17 protein-coding genes are annotated in these 20,111 nt (G+C 36.8%); 6 read left to right on the forward strand and 11 right to left on the reverse strand.

Annotated features, from left to right (window positions below):
* Nucleotides 1-137: 137 nt before the first annotated feature.
* The 5 genes from ABXH06_RS11590 to pspA all read right to left on the reverse strand — a co-directional run bounded on the left by ABXH06_RS11590 (nucleotide 138) and on the right by pspA (nucleotide 4,184).
* A complete protein-coding gene (locus ABXH06_RS11590) occupies nucleotides 138-1,151 on the reverse strand; it encodes a YcjF family protein (protein ID WP_311577243.1) in 1,014 nt (337 codons plus the stop codon).
* Nucleotides 1,148-2,578 carry a YcjX family GTP-binding protein gene (locus ABXH06_RS11595; protein ID WP_311577246.1) on the reverse strand — a complete coding sequence of 477 codons (1,431 nt, stop codon included), beginning with the start codon at nucleotides 2,576-2,578 and terminating at the stop codon, nucleotides 1,148-1,150. The genes ABXH06_RS11590 and ABXH06_RS11595 overlap by 4 nt, the downstream gene beginning before the upstream one ends.
* Before the next feature lie 208 nt (nucleotides 2,579-2,786).
* Nucleotides 2,787-3,239: an envelope stress response membrane protein PspC gene (gene pspC, locus ABXH06_RS11600; protein ID WP_432280199.1), complete on the reverse strand. Its 453-nt coding sequence runs from the start codon at nucleotides 3,237-3,239 to the stop codon at nucleotides 2,787-2,789.
* A complete protein-coding gene (gene pspB, locus ABXH06_RS11605; RefSeq protein ID WP_303451290.1) occupies nucleotides 3,236-3,463 on the reverse strand; it encodes an envelope stress response membrane protein PspB in 228 nt (75 codons plus the stop codon). The genes pspC and pspB overlap by 4 nt, the downstream gene beginning before the upstream one ends.
* A gap of 49 nt (nucleotides 3,464-3,512) precedes the next feature.
* On the reverse strand, nucleotides 3,513-4,184 hold the full coding sequence (pspA, locus tag ABXH06_RS11610; RefSeq protein ID WP_311577251.1) for a phage shock protein PspA: 672 nt from the start codon (nucleotides 4,182-4,184) through the stop codon (nucleotides 3,513-3,515).
* 188 nt (nucleotides 4,185-4,372) lie between these two features.
* Between pspA and pspF the strand changes: the two genes are divergently transcribed.
* Genes pspF through ABXH06_RS11640 form a run of 6 tightly spaced genes read left to right on the forward strand, consistent with a single transcriptional unit; the run spans nucleotide 4,373 to nucleotide 10,792 of the window.
* Nucleotides 4,373-5,467, forward strand: coding sequence for a phage shock protein operon transcriptional activator (gene pspF / locus ABXH06_RS11615; RefSeq protein ID WP_353518319.1), 1,095 nt, complete (start codon nucleotides 4,373-4,375; stop codon nucleotides 5,465-5,467).
* 10 nt (nucleotides 5,468-5,477) lie between these two features.
* The gene (locus ABXH06_RS11620; RefSeq protein ID WP_353518320.1) at nucleotides 5,478-7,106 is read left to right on the forward strand and encodes an ABC transporter substrate-binding protein; all 1,629 of its coding nucleotides are present in this window, start codon (nucleotides 5,478-5,480) and stop codon (nucleotides 7,104-7,106) included.
* A gap of 1 nt (nucleotide 7,107) precedes the next feature.
* Nucleotides 7,108-8,139, forward strand: coding sequence for an ABC transporter permease (locus ABXH06_RS11625; RefSeq protein WP_311577260.1), 1,032 nt, complete (start codon nucleotides 7,108-7,110; stop codon nucleotides 8,137-8,139).
* A complete protein-coding gene (locus ABXH06_RS11630) occupies nucleotides 8,126-9,019 on the forward strand; it encodes an ABC transporter permease subunit (protein ID WP_311577263.1) in 894 nt (297 codons plus the stop codon). The genes ABXH06_RS11625 and ABXH06_RS11630 overlap by 14 nt, the downstream gene beginning before the upstream one ends.
* Nucleotides 9,019-10,008, forward strand: coding sequence for a peptide ABC transporter ATP-binding protein (locus ABXH06_RS11635; RefSeq protein ID WP_353518321.1), 990 nt, complete (start codon nucleotides 9,019-9,021; stop codon nucleotides 10,006-10,008). Before ABXH06_RS11630 ends, ABXH06_RS11635 begins: the two co-directional genes overlap by 1 nt.
* 1 nt (nucleotide 10,009) lies before the next feature.
* A complete protein-coding gene (locus tag ABXH06_RS11640; RefSeq protein ID WP_311577269.1) occupies nucleotides 10,010-10,792 on the forward strand; it encodes a peptide ABC transporter ATP-binding protein in 783 nt (260 codons plus the stop codon).
* A gap of 212 nt (nucleotides 10,793-11,004) precedes the next feature.
* On the opposite strand, the gene ABXH06_RS11645 is transcribed toward ABXH06_RS11640, so the two are convergent.
* The 6 genes from ABXH06_RS11645 to tig form a co-directional block, all read right to left on the reverse strand.
* Nucleotides 11,005-12,912: a SurA N-terminal domain-containing protein gene (locus ABXH06_RS11645; protein ID WP_353518322.1), complete on the reverse strand. Its 1,908-nt coding sequence runs from the start codon at nucleotides 12,910-12,912 to the stop codon at nucleotides 11,005-11,007.
* 202 nt (nucleotides 12,913-13,114) lie between these two features.
* Nucleotides 13,115-13,387, reverse strand: a complete 273-nt coding sequence (gene hupB, locus ABXH06_RS11650) for a nucleoid-associated protein HU-beta (protein ID WP_184424172.1) — start codon at nucleotides 13,385-13,387, stop codon at nucleotides 13,115-13,117.
* A gap of 289 nt (nucleotides 13,388-13,676) precedes the next feature.
* Nucleotides 13,677-16,034 (reverse strand): endopeptidase La, encoded by a 2,358-nt coding sequence (gene lon / locus ABXH06_RS11655; RefSeq protein ID WP_353518323.1) that lies wholly within the window; start codon nucleotides 16,032-16,034, stop codon nucleotides 13,677-13,679.
* A gap of 145 nt (nucleotides 16,035-16,179) precedes the next feature.
* Complete coding sequence (gene clpX, locus ABXH06_RS11660; RefSeq protein ID WP_311577282.1) at nucleotides 16,180-17,460, reverse strand: ATP-dependent protease ATP-binding subunit ClpX; 1,281 nt, start codon at nucleotides 17,458-17,460, stop codon at nucleotides 16,180-16,182.
* 91 nt (nucleotides 17,461-17,551) lie between these two features.
* Nucleotides 17,552-18,151, reverse strand: coding sequence for an ATP-dependent Clp endopeptidase proteolytic subunit ClpP (gene clpP / locus ABXH06_RS11665; protein WP_432280205.1), 600 nt, complete (start codon nucleotides 18,149-18,151; stop codon nucleotides 17,552-17,554).
* Between the two features lie 127 nt (nucleotides 18,152-18,278).
* Entirely contained in the window at nucleotides 18,279-19,586 is a 1,308-nt protein-coding gene (gene tig, locus ABXH06_RS11670) for a trigger factor (protein WP_311577289.1), read from the reverse strand.
* Nucleotides 19,587-20,111 lie beyond the last annotated feature (525 nt).

A 20,111-nucleotide genomic window follows, 5' to 3' on the forward strand; every position in this document is an offset into this window, starting at 1 on the left:
CTGTTTTTTATACGATATGATTTTTTGTATTGATTTTGTTACATCTCTTTTTACATCAAAAGTAATTAATCTTATGTTTCATAGTTTTAACCATTAATTACTACTTTTTCCACCAACAAAAAACACCTTTAACAGGCTTAATCATAGTCTTTATTAGTCAACGACTTAATTTGGCCGATGAGTTGTTTTCGAACATCTTTTAATTTCGGGGCATCTTGCTCAAAAGGGATGGGACGACATAAATGCATTGTTTTCAGCCCTAATCTTGCCGTTAACATACCAGCACCTAAACCTTGTGCAAGTCTTGCAGACAGTTTACCTAATAAATCAGCACCAATTAGATCAGTACCAACATCAGCAATAAGTTCAGTAGCTCCAGCATAAACCATATTAATAAAAACTTGTTTAAGTAATTTAATACGTGACCAATAAGAAAGCTTTAAACCATATAAATGAGCAATTTCATCAATCATTTTTAAATTCCGCCAGAGCATCAACATCATATCGACAATAGCAATAGGACTTAAAGCCACTAAAACCACTGACTCTGTTGAATACTTACAAGTTTTATCTAATGCTTTTTTATCAACGGACGTTAATACTTGCCTTGAATATAAACGTAACTGTTCTGCATCGGTTAAATCTGCGTCAATATTGGTTTCTCCGGTTTGAACAAGGAGATCACAAGGTAGGTCTTCTGAAATTTTTTGACATAATTGTTGACCTTTGTGATGGTCATCACTGAATAAACTTTCCTTAACAGATTTTTGCAATTTTTCACGACGTTTAAATTGTCGCAAACCACGATATTCTTTAATAACGGTGCCGCCAACGATTAAAGAGATGATAGTTAAAAGCAAGGCATATAAGCTTGCAATGAAGGGTTCTTGTGAAAAACCAAGCATAAAAAATTCAACCGCTTCAAGAGTCACTAAGACCATAAAGATAAAAAACGCGATGCGCCAAAGCCATCTCGGCTTAGATTTTTCAATGACTTGGTCTGCTAATTCTTCATTTGGCTCAATAATTTCAATTTCATCAGATTCCAATATCACTTGTTGACTTGGATAAGGTAAGTCCGATTTATCTTCTTCTGTTTTTATTTCTTCAAATAATATCTGTTGTTGATATTTTTCTTTTTGTTCACTCATTTTATTTTATCTCCGAGCAAAAATTCCAACACTTGGTCCATACGTAAATGTGGTAATGCTTGATTTTCTGCCACAGCGTCTAATGGGGCAAACGATACATAATTAAAGGTTTTATTTTGCCAAAACTCTTGATGTGGAATTTTATTAGGTACGGTTCCTGGGAAAAGAGTAATGAGCTTATCATCGCCAACTCTTCGTCCTTGAATAACAGGTATTTTTCTTCCTTGGTGCTCTCCAACGCCCGACTTAGTTGACTTGACTGATGCTATTGCCAATGTTGCCATTTGTATTTCATCGAAACTAAGCTGATGTTGTGTTTGATGAACTAATTGATTAAGTAAGGTCGTTAACTGTTCATGTTGCTCTGGTGTAACATGATCCGCCTTCGTTGCGGCAAATAGCAGTTTATCAATTTTTGGTGAAAACAATCGGGTAAATATACCAGACTTTCCGTAGTTAAAGCTTTCCATGATTAAATTCAACGCGTGTTGTAAATCTTTAAAACTTTCAGGCCCTGAATTTAAAGACGTTAGGCAATCCGCTAAAATAATTTGACGATCAAAATTAACAAAATGTTCTTTATAAAATGTTTTTACGACTCTTTCTTTATATTCAATATATCGTGCTCTAAGCATCCCAATTAAAGAATTATCATCAGCATTTTGGTATTGATCTATATCGATATTGTTAAAATTGGTATAAGGAAAAAACTGCAATATGGGGGCGTCTTGAAGATCTCCTGGTAAAATGAACCGTCCAGGTTGAATAACAGATAAACCAAGTTGATGACGAAAATGCAGTAACAATTCTGTGTATTCTGCAGATAACTCAGCAAGTTTATCTTCATCAACCGCTTCAAAGGGGTCTAATTGGTTTATTTTATCCAGAAAGGGTTGTGCTTTATCACGCCTTATTGTTTGTGTTAATAATAAATTAGTTGCATCACTCCATTCTTCAAACGTTTGATTTAACATAGGTAAATCTAACAACCACTCGCCAGGATAATCTGTAATATCGACATATAAAGTCACAGAATCGGTGGCATATTTTAACAACGAATCTTCTGGTTGATAGCGAATGGCAAGCCTTAATTCACTGATGCCATGAGTCGGCTCAGGCCATGTTGGAGGCGTTTGAGTAAAAGCAGACAATGATTTTTCATAGGCAAATCGTGGAACATGTAAAGACTTTTGCGGTACTCTTTTCGCGGCAATAAAGCGCCCTTGATGAATAACATTAAAAAAATCTAATTTTGATTGGCTATTCTCATTCACTAATTGATTCACGAATGATGTGATAAAAGCCGTTTTTCCACTTCGACTTAAGCCTGTTACTGCAAGGTTTATATGTTTATCAAAAGTACGATTAACCAATTGATTGGCTTTTTGTTTAAAAACATTGAGTGTTTCATTATTAATAAATGCCATAAAAGAACATGCTCACCTATGGTTAGAATTATTTTTGATTAGCGTTATTATTGAATTCGTTAAGATTAAGCGCTAATCAGTATCATAACGATTTATTGATAAATTTCACAGTAGTTCAACAGGAAATAATTAATAAATAAATGTCTGATCTATATACAATAAAAAAGCGGCTAATGCCGCTTTATTGAAGGGTAAATACACGATAAATTTATAAATTATTAATTTCTCTTGAAACGGTGAATTCGGGAGATGTCACATATTTTTCTATTTGTCTAAGCTCACGTTCTAAGGTATTAAATTTGCGTCTGATATCATGAAAAGCTTGTTTAGGTGGCTCACCCGCTTGCCAAATACGTGATTTCACTTTAATCGATTCTGATGCAAAATCCTTCTCAGCTGCAGATGCTGCATTAACTACGGCTTGTTTCACTTTATCTTTTATCGGTGCTGAACCGGCTTTGGCATTTTTTTTATCTAAGATAAACCATGCTGCTATGTAAATGACAACAAACCATCCCATACCAAGTAACACGCCTGAGACAACTAAAATACGCACTAACCATGTTTCCCAGCCAAAGTATTCGGCTAAACCGGCACAAACACCAGCTATTTTACCTTGGCTTGGGTTTCGATATAACTCACCTCGGCCTTTAATGGTCATACTTTATTCCTCCAATCTGGCGTTTCAGCATCAAGGATAGCTTCCAATGTTTTGATTCTATCAGTCATTTTATCAGCCAATTCAGAAAGCTCAGACAACTGAATGTACTCTTCTTCACTGAACCCTTGGCTAATTTGTCGCTTACTTCGATAATGAAGCACCAGCCATATAGGTGCGACAACTAACATAAAAATAATGACTGGGGCTACGATAATCTCTTCCACGATACTTCTCCTTACTTATTACAGATCTTCGATGAATTTAGTTAATGACTTATTTAGATTTTTTATCTTTATTCATTTTAGCTTTTAATTGAGCTAATTCATCATCAATATTTTCATCATTTTCCAACTCTGCAATTTCATCGGCAAGTGACTTACTCCCCATGTCATACGCTTCAACTTGTGCTTCAATATCATCAATTTTACGCTCGTAACTATCGAAACGACTTAGTGCATCATTCACACGTTCACTGTCGATATTTTTCTTCACTTTCAAGCGAGAACTCGCGGTTTTTTCACGCATGATTATCGCTTTTTGACGAGCTTTAGCATCGGCTAGTTTTTCTTGAAGTTGTGATATTTCACCTTGCAACTTTGCGATGTGCTCTTCAACATGAGAAAGCTCATCAACTAAAGCCTCAGCACTTTCAGTGCATTTTTTCTTTTCTAACAGCGCAGCTCGTGCAAGATCATCCCGTCCTTTACTTAAAGCTAATTCTGCTTTTTCTTGCCATTGTTCAGCATCTTTTTCAAAGCGTTGTGCCTGTCTCGAAAGTTCCTTTTTATCCGCTAAGGTTTTTGCTGATGAAGAACGCACTTCAACTAAGGTATCTTCCATTTCCTGAATGATTAAGCGCACCATTTTTGCAGGATCTTCTGCTTTATCTAATAAACTATTGATATTAGAATTGATAATATCTGTAAACCTTGAAAAAACACCCATAACTACTTCCTCATTCAATTTAAATTTTTCATACTGCAAAAATACTATTCATGATTTGAGCCACTTTTAATTTAAAAGCTAATACCTTGTTTTGTCTAATTTTATTATATTTTTAAAAAATGCTTTCATCCATACGTTTAATAAAATACACTATTTGTTAGCCAAATAAACCAATAATTAGGTCAACAATGTCTCGCTTCAATCAACAAGATAATCTCATTGGTCAATCCAATAACTTTCTAGAAGTTCTTGAGCAAATTTCGCAAATTGCTCCCCTTAGTAAACCTGTGCTAATCATTGGTGAACGTGGAACTGGTAAAGAGTTAGTTGCTGCTCGATTGCATTATCTCTCTAAACGTTGGGATCAAAATTACTTAAAACTAAATTGTGCAGCATTGAATGAAAACTTGTTAGAAAGTGAACTTTTTGGTTATGAAAGCGGTGCTTTTACTGGCGCGAGTAAACGCCATGAAGGACGATTTGAACGAGCTGATAAAGGTACATTGTTTTTAGACGAGATAGCGAATACCTCGGGCTTAATACAAGAAAAGTTATTACGAGTGGTGGAATACGGTGAATTTGAGCGCGTGGGTGGTTCGCGCACAATAAAAACGAATGCACGTTTAATAGCTGCGACCAATGAAGATCTCCCATCAATGGCAGATGCCGGTGAATTTCGTGCGGATCTTTTAGACAGACTTGCTTTTGATGTTATAACCTTACCCCCCTTGCGTGAACGCGTAGAAGATATCATGGTGCTGGCCGAAAGTTTCGCAATAAATATGGCACGAGAGTTAGAATTTGAATTATTTAGCGGCTTTACCGAAAAAGCAAAAAGAGCCATGCTCGACTATGATTGGCCAGGCAATATTCGTGAATTAAAAAATGTCGTTGAGCGTAGTGTCTATCGCTGTAACAATCCTCATTTACCTGTTCATGATCTAGTTATTGACCCATTCGAGTCTCCTTATCGTCCTTCCAAGCGAATAAAAACGCAAGTTCGGCTGGTTAGTCAGCCTTTGGTCGCACCAACCGTTGAACCTGTAACAACCAGCGAACCCACAGAAAAAATAGCGACAAGCTTGAAACAAAGTTTTGAATTTCCGTTATCACTGAAATCACTTTCCCAAGACTATGAAGTTGAATTGATAAAATCAGCATTGGAAAATTGTCAATATAATCAAAAGAAAACAGCCGACGCGTTAGAATTGACCTATCATCAATTAAGAGGGTATTTGAAAAAATATAATTTATTAGAAAGCAGTGCTAACGAAGAAGATTAAGGATTTAACCGTGACGTCTAACTTTTCACATAAGCAATTTTTATATCTGCTATGCATTGTGATGTCTTTGGGGTTATTCGCCTGCAATTCAGAAAATAAAGCCTCATTAAGTGCTAATAGTATAATTTATTGTAGTGAAGGTGCGCCTGAATTATTTAATCCTCAACTTGTTACTTCTGGCGTAACCATAGATGCAACGTCAAAACAGCTTTACAATCAACTAATTACTTTTAATACCAAAAATAACAGTATTGCTCCGTCATTGGCAAAATCTTGGCATGTCACGCGTGATAATAAAAAAATAACTTTTTACCTCAGAAAAAATGTCAATTTTCACCAAACAGACTATTTTATGCCAACAAGACCCCTTAATGCAGATGATGTTCTTTTTAGTTTTAATCGGGTATTAGATAAAAAACATCTTTATCATCAAGTTTCAGGAGGAAGGTACCCTTTCTTTCAAAGTGTTGGCTTTTCAGATTTAATTCAATCGGTTGAACGTATTAATGATTACACCATTAGGTTCACGCTAAATAGAGCTGATAGTTCATTTTTAGCAAATTTAGCCACCGATTTTGCCGTGATCTTGTCAAAAGAATACGCGGAGCAACTTATTAAACAAGATCAAATGGAAAATATTGATTTTTATCCTATTGGCACCGGACCTTTTAAATTAAAAGAATATCGAGCAGGTTCATTTATTCGCTACAGTCCTCATGAGCAGTATTGGGGAACAAATACCACTTTAAAACAATTAGTCTTTGATATTACTCCCAGTAATACTGGACGACTCACTAAGTTGTTAGCCGGTGAATGTGACATTGTTGCTTATCCGATTGCTCATGAAAAAATTATACAAAACCCAAAACTTGCGCTTAACGATGTAACAGCATTTAATATTGGTTATTTAGGGTTTAACACGACAAAATACCCTTTTGATAATAAATTAGTCAGAAAAGCTGTCGCCCACGCCATCGATCGACAAGCAATTTTAGATACGGTGTATTTTGGTGACGCTAAAGCTGAAGGAGCAACCTCTCTTTTACCTCCTTCTTCTTGGGCTTATGATAATAAAATTCCAGTGATCAACTATTCAATTGCTAAAGCTAAACAATTACTGGCAAAAGCAGGATTGCCAGATGGTTTTTCGATTGATTTATGGGCAATGCCTGTGCAACGAGCTTATAACCCAGATGCCGTAACAATGGCCAAACTTATTCAAGCAGATCTGCAAAAAATTGGTATTACGGTCAACATTATCAGTTTTAATTGGCAAGAATTTTTAAGAAGAGTCGCATTAGGTGAGCATCATGCTGTTTTACTTGGTTGGTCAGCAGACCATCCTGATCCCGATAACTTTTTCAAACCACTATTAAGTTGTGCTTCGGCAGAAACCGGCAATAACAGAACCTTTTGGTGTGATGAAGAATATGATGATATTATCCACCGAGCTTTACTGACAACGAATATTAAAGAACGAAAACAACTTTATTCTCAAGCATTAAATATTGTCGCAGAAGAACTACCTTTATTGCCTATTGCTCATTCGAAACGGTTCCAAGCAAGATCAACCAAAATAAAAGGTCCTTTATTAAATGCTTTTGGTGGTATCGACTTTAACGGGGTAAGTAAAAACTAATATGCTAATTTTTACCCTAAGACGCCTGAACTTGTTTATGTTTACTATGCTGTTATTAAGCATTTTATCCTTTAGTTTAAGTTTCTTATTTCCTGGCGAACAAATCATCAATATATCTGGGCAAATAAATACTGGTCCTGCTGGAATTGAACTTGTAGCTTTACAATACGGCAAACATGAATCATTTATCACTCAATATTGGATTTACTTAAATCTATTATTTGAAGGTGACTGGGGTATTTCAATGACCAGTCAATTACCTATCTTCGGGGAAATATTAAATCACTTACCTGCTACAATTGAATTAACCATGACCGCTTTATTTCTTGCAATGGTGACAGGTATTCCGATTGGTTTTTTTGCTGCAATAAATCATAGAAAAAAAACAGATGATTTGATTTTATCATTTGCAATGTTAGGTTATTCCATTCCAATATTTTGGCTTGGCTTGCTGACAATTCTTATCTTTTCCATTCAACTGGGTTGGCTACCTTCTGCCGGTCAAATCAGCTTGCTCTATGAAATAAAACAAGTCACGGGTATTCAGTTTATTGATATTTTACTAAGTGATAGTCCGTACAAATGGCAAGCATTTCAAAATGCTAGTAGCCATATTATTTTACCGTCATTTGTTGTTGCTTTAGCTCCCGCAACAATCTTTATCCGCTTAGCAAGAACTTCGATGCTTAATGTGTTAGATACTCACTATATCAAAGCGGCAATGGCAAAAGGGTTAACTTTTCGACAGATTATCTATCGCCATGCCATTCGAAACGCTTTAGTAAATGTGATAAGAGATGTTGGCTTACAGTTTGCCAATTTAGTGACTTTAGCCATGGTCACCGAAGTCATTTTTAGTTGGCCTGGCATTGGTCGTTGGTTGATTGAAAGTATATATCAACGAGATTACACTGCGATTCAAGGTGGCTTGTTAGCGTTATCAAGCTTTATATTTATTGTTCATATATTGACTGATTTTATTTATGCAACTTTAAACCCTCTTGCCCGGGAGACTCATCGTGGCCCGCGATAATATTTATCAAGAAGAAGAATTTCCATCACCATTAATGCAATTATGGTTTCACTTTCGCCAATCCCCTGTCGTTAAAGTAGGGTTTGGTTGTTTTCTATTTTTGTGTTTTCTTGCGGTATTTTCATCCTTAATTTCACCATACTCTCCGGTAGAAAATCACTTAGACAGCTTACTTCTTCCTCCCGCATGGGATGATAATGGCGATGTAAGTTATTTATTAGGGACAGACAACCTTGGCCGAGATATGTTATCCCGCTTGATACATGGTACATCATTAACCTTCGGTTTAAGCTTTGTCGTGGTATTAATCTCTTTAGTGATAGGCGTTGTTATCGGGTCGTTATCCGCCCTTACCAAAGGGGTAAAATCAAGTTTTTTAAATCATTTTCTGGACGTAATTTTATCCATACCATCTTTATTATTAGCCATTGTCATTGTTGCTATTTTAGGGCCTGGTTTAAATAATACCCTGTGGGCAATTGTCATGGTTTTAATACCTCAGTTTATTCATATCACGCGCAATGCCGTCGATGAAGAATTTAATAAAGACTATGTATTGGCTTCACGATTAGACGGTGCTAACTCACTAAGAATCTTGCATTATTCAATTTTCCCTAACATTATTGAAAAATTAATAAGCCAAGCAACTTTAGCCCAGTCTGCTGCAATTTTAGACATTGCGACCTTAGGCTTTTTAGGATTAGGGGCGCCTATTCCAATGCCAGAATGGGGTGCTATGCTGGCCAATGGAATTGATTTATTTTATATCGCTCCTTGGACTGTTTACTTACCTGGTTTGGCCATTCTTTTTTCTGTAGTCGCTGCTAACTTAGTCGGTGAAGGGATGAGACACGCACTTAAAGCTCGTAAGGAAAGTTAATGAACATACTCGATATTCGTAACTTATCTATTAAACTGGTCACATCGCACAAACCTATTTTAGCCGTTGATCGGGTTAGTTTAACCATGAAAGAAGGTGAAGTTCGAGGTTTAGTCGGTGAATCGGGCTCTGGAAAATCACTGTTAGCTCAAGCAATTGTTGGCGTATTAGATGATAAATGGCAAGTAGATGCTGATCGTTTTCACTGGCGCGGTATCGATCTTATGCGGGTATCGATAGAAGAAAGAAAGAAAATAATTTCTAAAGATGTCGCGATGATATTTCAAGAGCCGATGGCGTGTTTGGACCCTACGACCACGATCGGTGCTCAGCTTGAAGAAGCCGTTGATCATGAACAACTCACGGGTTATTTCTGGCAAAAAAAACAACAACGTAAACTCGCTGCTGTGAATTTATTGCATAAGGTTGGTATTAAACATCATGAAATATGTATTAAGAGTTACCCACATCAGTTAACTGAAGCTTTATGCCAACGAGTCATGATAGCGATGGCATTAGCAAAAAGACCACTTTTATTAATTGCCGATGAACCAACAGCCGCTATGGAAAGCACGAATCAAAATCAAATATTTCGCCTTCTCGCCAGTTTAAATCAGCTAAAAAATATGTCGATATTATTGATCAGTCATGATTTAGAGAACGTCACGCATTGGACAAATACGATCACTGTGATGTATTCAGGTCAGTTTGTAGAAGCGGGAACAACGCAACACATTTTTAATAAACCTTATCATCCCTATACGCGAGCGTTAGTTGATAGTAGTCCAAAAGCAAATATGCAAATTCCGATGAAGTCTAGATTAATGACCTTGCCAGGAAGTATACCAATTTTACAACATTTACCGATTGGTTGCCGATTAGGACCAAGGTGTCCTAAAGCCCAAAAAGCTTGTGTGCAAGCCCCTAAAGTAAAAAATTATCACGGTCACCAAGTCAGTTGTCATTACTCGTTAAAAGGTAGTTATTAAGATGACTTCATTATTACAAGTAAGTAATTTAAGTAAGTCTTATAAACTAGATGGCTTTTGGTTTAACCGAAAATCGGTCTCCGCACTTGAACCCTTATCTTTTGAAATTCAAGCCTATAAAACCCTAGCGATTGTCGGTGAAACAGCCTCAGGTAAGTCCACGTTAGCGAAATTACTGGTAGGTGCTGAAAAGCCAACAACCGGCAATATCAAATTAAACGGACAAAGGTTACAACATGGGAACTTTAAACAGCGTTGTCAACATATTAGGATGATATTTCAAGATTCTGGTACCACGTTAAACCCTAGTTTAACCATTCAACAATTACTGGATGAACCTTTACGATTAAACACGGATCTAACGGAATTAGCACGTAATAAGCTAATTAGGGAAACGTTACAAAAAGTCGGGCTACTAGGTGAGCACATGAGTTTTTACCCTCACATGTTCTCAGGTGGACAAAAACAACGTATTTCGCTTGCTCGGGCGATAATATTAAAGCCTCAAGTAATTATTTTAGATGAGGCACTTGCCGCCTTAGATCCTTCGTTACGCTCACAAATGATCAACTTATTACTCGATCTTCAACAACAAATGGGCTTAGCTTATATTTTGATCTCCCATAATCTAGGTATTGTGAGACATTTCAGCGATAAGATGATGGTGCTGTGTAAAGGGCGTGTTTTGGAAGTGGGTGATACTCAACAACTCTTAAGGAATCCTCAACATAAATATACTAAAAAGCTTATTATGAATCAGCATTTTAAGTTGCCTAAAAATTAACCTGTTCATGGTGTTCTTTTAAAGATTATAGATTTAATAATGTCGATGTATTACACGCTCTAATTTATTTTTAGTAACCACTAAATTGCTATTCTCGTGGTTGTCTGTAATGTCTGAAAACTCATTGCCAATCAATTTTTTCAAAACAAGATAAAGTAACCAACAAAAAAGGCACCAAAAGGTGCCTTCATAATTCAACCAAGAGAAACTAATTAGTACTGACTTGTTGTGTCAACAACACTTCGTTGCGTAATTTTTGCTTCTTCTCTTAGAGATTCAACATAATTTTGATAAGCAAATTGCGCTAACTGTTGCGAGTATTGCTCAGCAAAATTAGCTTGTGATGTACTTTCACCAGCTTTAACCGCTTGAACTTCTACAATCGCCAAATCGCCGTTTGATAAATTGACGGATGTTGCCGATATAGCGCCTTCAATAGGGTGTGGTAATTTAAACGCTTCTCTTGTGATACTAGCGTCTACGTCACTGCCGTATCGTGCAACATCAGCTTTAACAGTAAAACTTGTTCCATTTTCAGTTAATTGCGCTGAAATATCTTCACCCGCTTTAAATGCTGTTAACAATTGATCTGCAATCGCTTGTGCTTTATCACTCGCTTTTTGAGCAATTAACAAGGTTCGTATTTCTTCAGATACCGTTTCTAACGGTTTAACTTGTGCCGGTTGGTACTCATTTAATCTCAACACAACGGCTAAACTGTCAGTCACTTCAATAATGTCAGAGTTCAATTGCTCTTCAATGATCATATCTGAGAATGCCGCATCAATTAACTTAGCATTATCAAAAGGAGCGGGGTTGCCAAAACGAGATAACCATACTGATGTTGCTACTTCTACGCCTGTAGCATTAGCTGCATCATCAAGGCTGTCTGGAATTTCAAAACTTAATTGGGCTGCTGTTTGTTGTAATTCAAAAAACTTATCTTGCGCTTTTTGCTTACTAACAGCTTCAGTTAATTCATCTTTAACATCTGCTAACGCTTGAACTTCTTCCGCTTGATAATCGGTTAATTTAATTAAATGCAAGCCTGCATCCGATTTTACAACATCGCTCACAACGCCCACTTCATTCATCGCTAAAACAGCGGCATCGAACTCGTCACCAAAAATACCGGCTTCAAACCAATCTAAATCACCACCATTTTCACCACTAAACGTATCTGCTGATAACTCTTGTGCTAATTGAGCAAAATCTTCACCCTTTGCAATCTTGTCTTGAATTGATTGGATTTGTGTTTGAGCAGCCGATTCGTCATCTGAAATTTCGATTAAAATATGAGAAATTCTCCGTTGTACTTCTTTACGGTAATTCGCCATATATTCTTGATAGTAAGTGCTAATATCTTCGTCAGAAACATTGATAGTTTTAGCAATATCGTTTACATCAATGGCAATATAATCGACTTTTACTTTTTCTTGATTTTCAAATCGAGATTGATTGGCAAGATAGTAATCATTAATTTCGTCATCAGAAACCTCAACACCTTGCTCAAACTGCTTAGCTGAAATACTCGCAAAACGAATATCACGCTTTTGGTTTTGCAAAGCCGTTAACTGTGTTTCCTGATAAGGCAAGCTAAACTCACTGGCAACTAAGCCTTGAGTTAATTGACGACGCGTCATTTCAACTCTTAAATAGTCACGAAAATCAGAAGACTGATAAAAACCAGCTTGATTAATTAATGCTAAGTAACGGTTATTATCAAACACACCTTCCACTTGAAATTCAGGCATTTCAAGGATAGTTTTCTTAATGCGATCATCAGAAACGCGAATTGACATGTCTGCCGATGCTTGATCAACTAACGCTTGGTTAATCAGGCTTTCAACTACACTTTTACGAAAGTTAGCCATATAGTTTGCATCACTTGATAGTGTTTCAAACATATCGCCATACTGTTGCGCCATTCTGTTACGTTGATTTTGATAGGCTTTTTCAAAATCAGCTTGACTGATTTTTTCACCGTTCACTTCAGCAACGGATGTATCTACGCTATTTGTATAACTACCAATCCCAGCAAGTGCGAAGGTTAAAATCACTAAACCAAGTATAATTTTTGCCGCTAACCCCTGAGAGTTTTCTCTTATCTTTTCTAACATCTTTTTCTCTTTACACTAGGTGTGTTTAACGAAAGTATTTTTATTGCGCGCGATCTTATCAGATGTACTGCCGACCTTGAAGTAACAGATAACAATAATCGTAAAAAACTAGTTATTTTATCATCGCCAGCTATTAAATTTTAATTTTCAAATAAAAAGACCACCCGTAGGTGGTCTTAAAAATACTTAATAGCAACTGTGATTAGTTACATGCATCTTTTAAAGCTTTACCAGCTTTGAATGATGGTATTTTCGCCGCAGCAATCTGGATAGTAGCACCAGTTTGTGGGTTACGACCAGTGCGCGCTGCACGGTCACGTACTGAAAAAGTACCAAAACCAACTAGAGCAACTTGCTCACCACTTTTTAACTCTTCTGTAACCGCTTCAATAAATGAATCTAATGCACGACCAGCCGCAGCTTTAGAAATGTCAGCACCCGCAGCAATTTTCTCGATTAATTGAGATTTATTCACAGTGTATTCCCCTTCAATTGTTATTATTCAGCGCTATCTTCTGTTTTTAGCGTCCTGCAGAAACTTTTATATCAAGCTTCTTTTTGAACATCAAGCACTGAGTTAAAGAAATTTAAAAACAGACAATTTTTTTTATCTTAACTAGATCCCTTATCTACATTGGGGTCTAGGGCTTTAAGCTTCATTAACTTACCATAGTTTCAGCGTTTGAAAAGCCCTATTTTCATTTTTTTGGCATTTTTTTCGTTTTTTTTGTCTTTTTAAACAAAAAAACAGCTATTTTTAGTGGTTACTTGGCTAATTTAAATTTTTCCACTGGATGTTCAAGAGCTATTTCTAGGACTTCTTCTATCCATTTTACCGGATAAATAGCTAAATCCGCTTTCACATTATCCGGGATTTCTTTTAAATCTCGCTCATTATCTTTTGGAATAACAACCGTTTTAATGCCACCACGATGTGCAGCAAGTAATTTTTCTTTCAAGCCACCAATAGGTAATACTTCACCACGTAATGTAATTTCACCTGTCATGGCTACATCGGCTTTGACCGGATTCCCCGTTAAACTTGAAACAAGCGCGGTACACATTCCTATCCCTGCACTTGGACCGTCTTTAGGTGTTGCTCCTTCAGGTACATGAACATGAATATCACGCTTTTCATAAAAGTCATCATTAATGCGTAAAGCTTCTGTTCGACTTCTCACGACAGTCATTGCCGCTTGAATAGACTCTTGCATTACGTCACCTAGAGACCCCGTGTAAGACAGTTTTCCTTTACCAGGCACAGAGGCGGTTTCTATCGTTAAGAGCTCACCTCCTACAGAAGTCCAAGCTAATCCTGTTACTAAACCAACCCTATTTTCATCATCAGCTTTGCCATAATCAAAACGTTGTACACCAAGATATTCAGACAAGTTGTCTTGATTTATGGTAATTTTCTTCAATGTTTTATCGAGTAAGATAGCTTTGACCGCTTTTCGACATAGTTTTGAAACCTCACGCTCTAAACTACGAACACCTGCTTCTCGGGTGTAGTATCGAATAATGCCAATGATTGCACTATCTTCAATCTCGATTTCTTTTGCTTTTAAGCCGTTACGTTCAATTTGTTTGGTAAGTAAATGACGCTTAGCAATATTAAGTTTTTCGTCTTCGGTATAACCTGATAAGCGGATCACTTCCATACGGTCAAGCAATGGTCCAGGAATTTCCATACTGTTTGACGTAGCAACGAACATTACGTCCGATAAATCGTAATCAACTTCCAAATAATGGTCGTTAAAGCTGCTATTTTGCTCAGGATCTAATACTTCAAGTAATGCAGATGCAGGATCGCCACGCATATCAGATGCCATTTTATCAATTTCATCTAATAAAAATAATGGGTTTTTAACCCCCGCTTTGGCAATTTTTTGGATCAATTTACCAGGAAGAGAACCAATATACGTACGTCGATGACCTCTGATCTCCGCTTCATCACGAACACCACCTAACGCCATACGAACATATTTACGGCCAGTAGATTTGGCAATCGATTGACCCAAAGAGGTTTTACCAACACCAGGAGGCCCAACTAAACAAAGAATGGGTCCTTTTAATTGTGAAACGCGTTGTTGTACCGCCAAGTACTCCAAAATGCGCTCTTTTACTTTTTCTAAACCATAATGATCAGTTTCTAGTACTTCTTCAGCAAGTTTTAAGTTACGTTTTAGTTTGCTACGTTTTTTCCATGGAACACTGATCATCCAGTCAATATATGATCGAACAACCGTTGCTTCGGCGGACATCGGCGACATCATTTTTAACTTTTTCAATTCGGCTAAGGTTTTTTCCTTCGCTTCTTTTGGCATTTGAGCTTCATCAATTTGTTTCTCGATTTGCTCAGCTTCATTAGAGCCTTCTTCATCGTCACCTAACTCTTTTTGAATAGCTTTCATTTGCTCATTCAGGTAATACTCACGTTGGCTTTTTTCCATTTGCTTTTTAACACGAGTACGAATTTTTTTCTCAACTTGTAATAAGTCTATTTCACCTTCCATTAAAGCCATTAAATGCTCTAAACGTTCTGCGACATTTTTTATCTCTAGAACTTTTTGTTTTTCTGCCAGTTTTAATGGCATATGAGCGGCCATGGTATCTGCCAATTGCTCAGGATCTTCAATACCTGACAGTGACGTTAAAACTTCTGGTGGGATTTTTTTGTTTAGTTTTACGTAGCCTTCAAACTGAGAAATAGCTGAACGTACTAAAATTTCAATATGCTCAACATCCGCTGATTCAAGTGATAAATAATCAATCGCGGCAGTAAAATATTCTTCGGTTTCAATAAAAGCACTAATTTCAGCACGGCGTACGCCTTCAACTAAGACTTTCACTGTTCCGTCAGGAAGTTTTAACATTTGTAATATCGTCGCAACGGTTCCGGTGCGATAAACATCGTCGTCAATGGGATCATCAATCGCGGCATCTTTTTGCGCCACTAAAAAAACTTGCTTATCACTTTCCATCGCAATATCTAAACAGCGAATAGATTTCTCTCGTCCAACAAACAATGGGATCACCATTTGTGGATAAACAACCACATCACGCAAGGCTAAAACAGGAATTTCAGCAACATGGGTTACTTCAGCTAATTCTTCAGACATAGGTACTCTCTTGGAAATCAATAGGAGATAATTATAATGATGTTAAAATCTATATGGGGATAATAGATTATCTTTCAACAAATGAATAAAAAAAAGAGCCAATCTGGCTCTTTTTATTGCTTACATCTTATTTTAAGGTAAGTGCTTAACTATCTGAGGCCGCTTTATCTTGCGGTGTTTCATAAATAATAATCGGTTTTGATTCACCTTTTATCACCGTTTCGTCAATCACAACTTTTGCAGCATTATCCATCGAAGGTAATTCGTACATTGTATCAAGTAAAACCCCTTCAACAATTGAACGTAAACCACGCGCCCCTGTTTTTCTCACCATGGCTTTATTCGCGATAGCCTGCAAAGCATCTTTTCTAAATTCTAACTCAACATCTTCCATATCAAATAGCGCAGTAAATTGCTTCGTCAGCGCATTTTTAGGCTCTTGTAGAATTTGAATCAATGCATCTTCATCTAATTCGGTTAATGTAGCCACGACGGGTAAACGACCGATGAACTCTGGAATTAAACCATATTTCACTAAATCTTCGGGTTCAACATCTTGAAAACGCTCTGTTAACGTTTTACCTTGATCTGAAGATTTAACTTCAGCGCCAAAACCAATACCTGTGCCCACATCGCAACGTTGCTGAACCACTTTATCTAGGCCAGCAAATGCACCACCACAAATAAATAAGATTTTCGACGTATCAACTTGCAAAAACTCTTGCTGTGGATGCTTGCGACCACCTTGAGGAGGCACGGAAGCAATAGTTCCTTCAATCAATTTTAATAATGCTTGTTGAACACCTTCACCTGAGACATCTCGAGTAATTGATGGATTGTCTGATTTACGAGAAATTTTATCAATCTCATCAATATAAACGATACCACGTTGCGCTTTCTCAACATCGTAATCACATTTCTGTAATAGTTTTTGAATGATGTTTTCAACATCTTCACCGACATAACCCGCTTCGGTTAACGTGGTAGCATCAGCCATAGTAAATGGCACATCAAGTAATCTTGCTAAGGTTTCTGCTAATAAGGTTTTACCGCTACCAGTAGGCCCTATAAGTAAGATATTACTTTTACTTAATTCAATCCCATTGTGTGAGTCACCGTTACGTAAACGTTTATAGTGGTTATACACGGCAACCGCTAAAACTTTTTTCGCGTGATCTTGGCCAATAACGTAATCATCTAAACTGGTTCTGATTTCTACTGGCGTAGGAAGACTTTCTTTTTCTTCCTTGGGTGAAATCTCTTTGATCTCTTCTCTGATAATATCGTTACAAAGTTCAACACATTCATCACAAACAAATACAGACGGGCCTGCAATGAGTTTGCGCACTTCATGTTGGCTTTTGCCACAAAAAGAGCAATACAATAACTTTCCGTTATCACCGTCACCTTTTTTAATATCGGTCATACGGTACCTCTAATCTTAAATTCTAAACACTAATACTGTTAAGTATTTCATAAATTTCACAGATAACAATGTGAAGTAATTATTTTCTTAATTACTTGTCGAGTCTCTGTTCTAATATGGAGTCAACTAATCCATATTCAACAGCACTTTCGGCACTTAAAAAATTATCACGATCGGTATCTTCCGAAACTTTTTTAAGGGGTTGGCCTGTGTGTTCAGCCATTAATTTATTCATTTTTTCTTTGATATAAAGAATTTCTTTGGCATGAATTTCAAAGTCAGATGCTTGCCCTTGAAAGCCACCAAGCGGTTGGTGAATCATCACACGTGCATTTGGTAAACAATAACGTTTGCCTTTTTCACCACCGGATAATAAGAAAGCCCCCATACTGGCCGCTTGACCGATACAAACCGTACTAACGTTCGGACGAATAAATTTCATTGTATCATAAATAGCCATACCCGCAGTGACAGAGCCACCAGGAGAATTAATATATAAATAAATATCTTTTTCTGGACTTTCTGATTCTAAAAACAGCAACTGGGCAACAATTAAGTTGGCCATATGGTCTTCAACTTGACCACATAAGAAAATTACACGTTCTTTTAAAAGACGAGAATATATATCATAAGAACGTTCTCCTTTGGCAGTTTGTTCAACTACCATAGGGACTAATGCGCTTTCAGTGATACTCGTAAGATCTTGAGAATTATTTTGAGAAGTTAACAACTATTTTTCCTTAATATAAAAAAATGGCTCATATGTTTCCATATAAGCCATTTAAGCGATTGCTTAAGCTATTGTCAATGAAAATAGCTTATTTACCTTCAGGATTCATTACATCTTGAAAGCTAGATTTCTTATCTTTTACTTTTGCTGAAGCAATTAATACGTCAACAGCTTGCTCTTCTAAAGCAACGTTTTGCATTTGTTGGTTCATTTCTTTGTTCGTTTTGTAGTACTCAATAACTTCTTGAGGATCTTCATAAGCAGATGCCGCTGATTCAATCAACTCATTTACTTTTGCTTCATCAACTTTCAAGTCATTGGTTTTGATCACTTCACCAAGTAAAAGACCAACTTTTACACGACGTTTAGCTTGCTCTTCAAACATATCGGCTGGAAGTTCAGGCATGTTTTTAGGATCCATTTGACCCGCAAAACGTTGCATCGCTTGTTGACGTAATACATCAACTTCTTGAGCAACTAGAGCGCTAGGTAATTCAACGTCATTAGCTTCAAGTAAACCTTCAATCACTTGATCTTTAACTTTAGCTTTAACTGCTTGGTTTAATTCACGTGTCATGTTTTTCTTCACTTCTTCACGAAGTGCTTCAACACCACCTTCCTCAACACCAAATAATTTAGCAAAATCTTCATCAACTTTAGGTAATACCGGACCTTCAGTTTTGATGATCTTAATATCAAATTCTGCTTCTTTACCTTTAAGGTTTTCAGCATGGTAATCTTCTGGGAAAGTTACTGTAATCGTTTTTTCTTCGCCCACTTTCATGCCAATAATGTCTTTTTCAAAACCTGGTATCATGCGATTTGAACCAAGTTCTAATTCGAACCCTTCAGCTTTACCGCCTTCAAATTCTTCACCGTCAACACGACCTAAGAAATCAATCGTTAATTTGTCGCCTTTCTTAGTTTTACGCTTATTTTCTTTCCACGTTTGATGCTGCTTTTGTAACGTTACAAACATTTCATCTAAATCTTTGTCTGTTACTTCAACCGCTGGACGTTCAACTTTAATTTTCTCAACATCTTTTACTTCTACTTCAGGGTAGATTTCAAACGTTGCTTCAAATTCTAAATCTTTACCATCTTCATTGCTTTTAGCAACAAATTGAGGACGACCGGCAGGATTAATTTTTTCTGCAATGATAGCTTCAACAAAGTTACGTTGCATTACTTCACCAGCAATTTCCTGACGTACAGAAGCGCCGTATCGTTTTTGAATAACTGACGGTGGAACTTTACCAGGGCGGAAACCATTGATTCGTTGCGTTTTAGCAATTTGACGAAGACGGTTTTTCACTTCTACATCAATTTTATTTGCTGGAACAGAAATAGTTAATTTACGTTCCAAACCTTGTGTAGTCTCAACTGAAACTTGCATTTACTTACCTCAATACTTAGCGTTTTTTTACGCTTTCAATAACGCATCTATCTATAGTGAACAATTAATAGAATATTAAATGTCCGCAATCCTTTAGCAATAAAGCTTTAGAACCCGCTTCCTAAATAAAGATGCGAATAAAAGATGTTCAGATTAAAAAATAATGACGCAAAATTATAGCGGTGGTTTCAACAAGAGTCGAGGGGGGAATGCAATTAATTTTCAGAAACCCGTAAAAAAAATCGATATCTCGATAAAAAGATTGAAAAATTATGATATTTTTTCTTTCCTAAGCTTTATATAAGGTATTCGCGTTAGTTGTAAAAGTAGGATGTTTTTATCATCCAGTCTCTGTTTAGTAATTACGGACGTTTCTATACGCATTATCAATTTTTGTAGAAGTGGTCGGTGATGCAAGATGACTTCGTACATTCTGTACTTCGCCCTTCGGGACGCTATGCGTGCAAAATTGTTCCAGACAATTTTGTTGACTTGCTTCGCAAGTTCTCATCTAGAATGGTAAAT

Source organism: Thalassotalea sp. SU-HH00458 (genome assembly GCF_040362795.1).
Taxonomy (GTDB): Bacteria; Pseudomonadota; Gammaproteobacteria; order Enterobacterales; family Alteromonadaceae; genus Thalassotalea_H; species Thalassotalea_H castellviae.

What these genes read in the sequence shown, in the direction of transcription:
- ABXH06_RS11590 (WP_311577243.1), bottom strand. Translation starts at nt 1,151, where the DNA reads ATGAGTGAACAAAAAGAAAAATATCAACAACAGATATTATTTGAAGAA.
- ABXH06_RS11595 (WP_311577246.1), bottom strand. Translation starts at nt 2,578, where the DNA reads ATGGCATTTATTAATAATGAAACACTCAATGTTTTTAAACAAAAAGCC.
- pspC (WP_432280199.1), bottom strand. Translation starts at nt 3,239, where the DNA reads ATGACCATTAAAGGCCGAGGTGAGTTATATCGAAACCCAAGCCAAGGT.
- pspA (WP_311577251.1), bottom strand. Translation starts at nt 4,184, where the DNA reads ATGGGTGTTTTTTCAAGGTTTACAGATATTATCAATTCTAATATCAAT.
- pspF (WP_353518319.1), top strand. Translation starts at nt 4,373, where the DNA reads ATGTCTCGCTTCAATCAACAAGATAATCTCATTGGTCAATCCAATAAC.
- ABXH06_RS11625 (WP_311577260.1), top strand. Translation starts at nt 7,108, where the DNA reads ATGCTAATTTTTACCCTAAGACGCCTGAACTTGTTTATGTTTACTATG.
- ABXH06_RS11635 (WP_353518321.1), top strand. Translation starts at nt 9,019, where the DNA reads ATGAACATACTCGATATTCGTAACTTATCTATTAAACTGGTCACATCG.
- ABXH06_RS11640 (WP_311577269.1), top strand. Translation starts at nt 10,010, where the DNA reads ATGACTTCATTATTACAAGTAAGTAATTTAAGTAAGTCTTATAAACTA.
- ABXH06_RS11645 (WP_353518322.1), bottom strand. Translation starts at nt 12,912, where the DNA reads ATGTTAGAAAAGATAAGAGAAAACTCTCAGGGGTTAGCGGCAAAAATT.
- lon (WP_353518323.1), bottom strand. Translation starts at nt 16,034, where the DNA reads ATGTCTGAAGAATTAGCTGAAGTAACCCATGTTGCTGAAATTCCTGTT.
- clpX (WP_311577282.1), bottom strand. Translation starts at nt 17,460, where the DNA reads ATGACCGATATTAAAAAAGGTGACGGTGATAACGGAAAGTTATTGTAT.
- tig (WP_311577289.1), bottom strand. Translation starts at nt 19,586, where the DNA reads ATGCAAGTTTCAGTTGAGACTACACAAGGTTTGGAACGTAAATTAACT.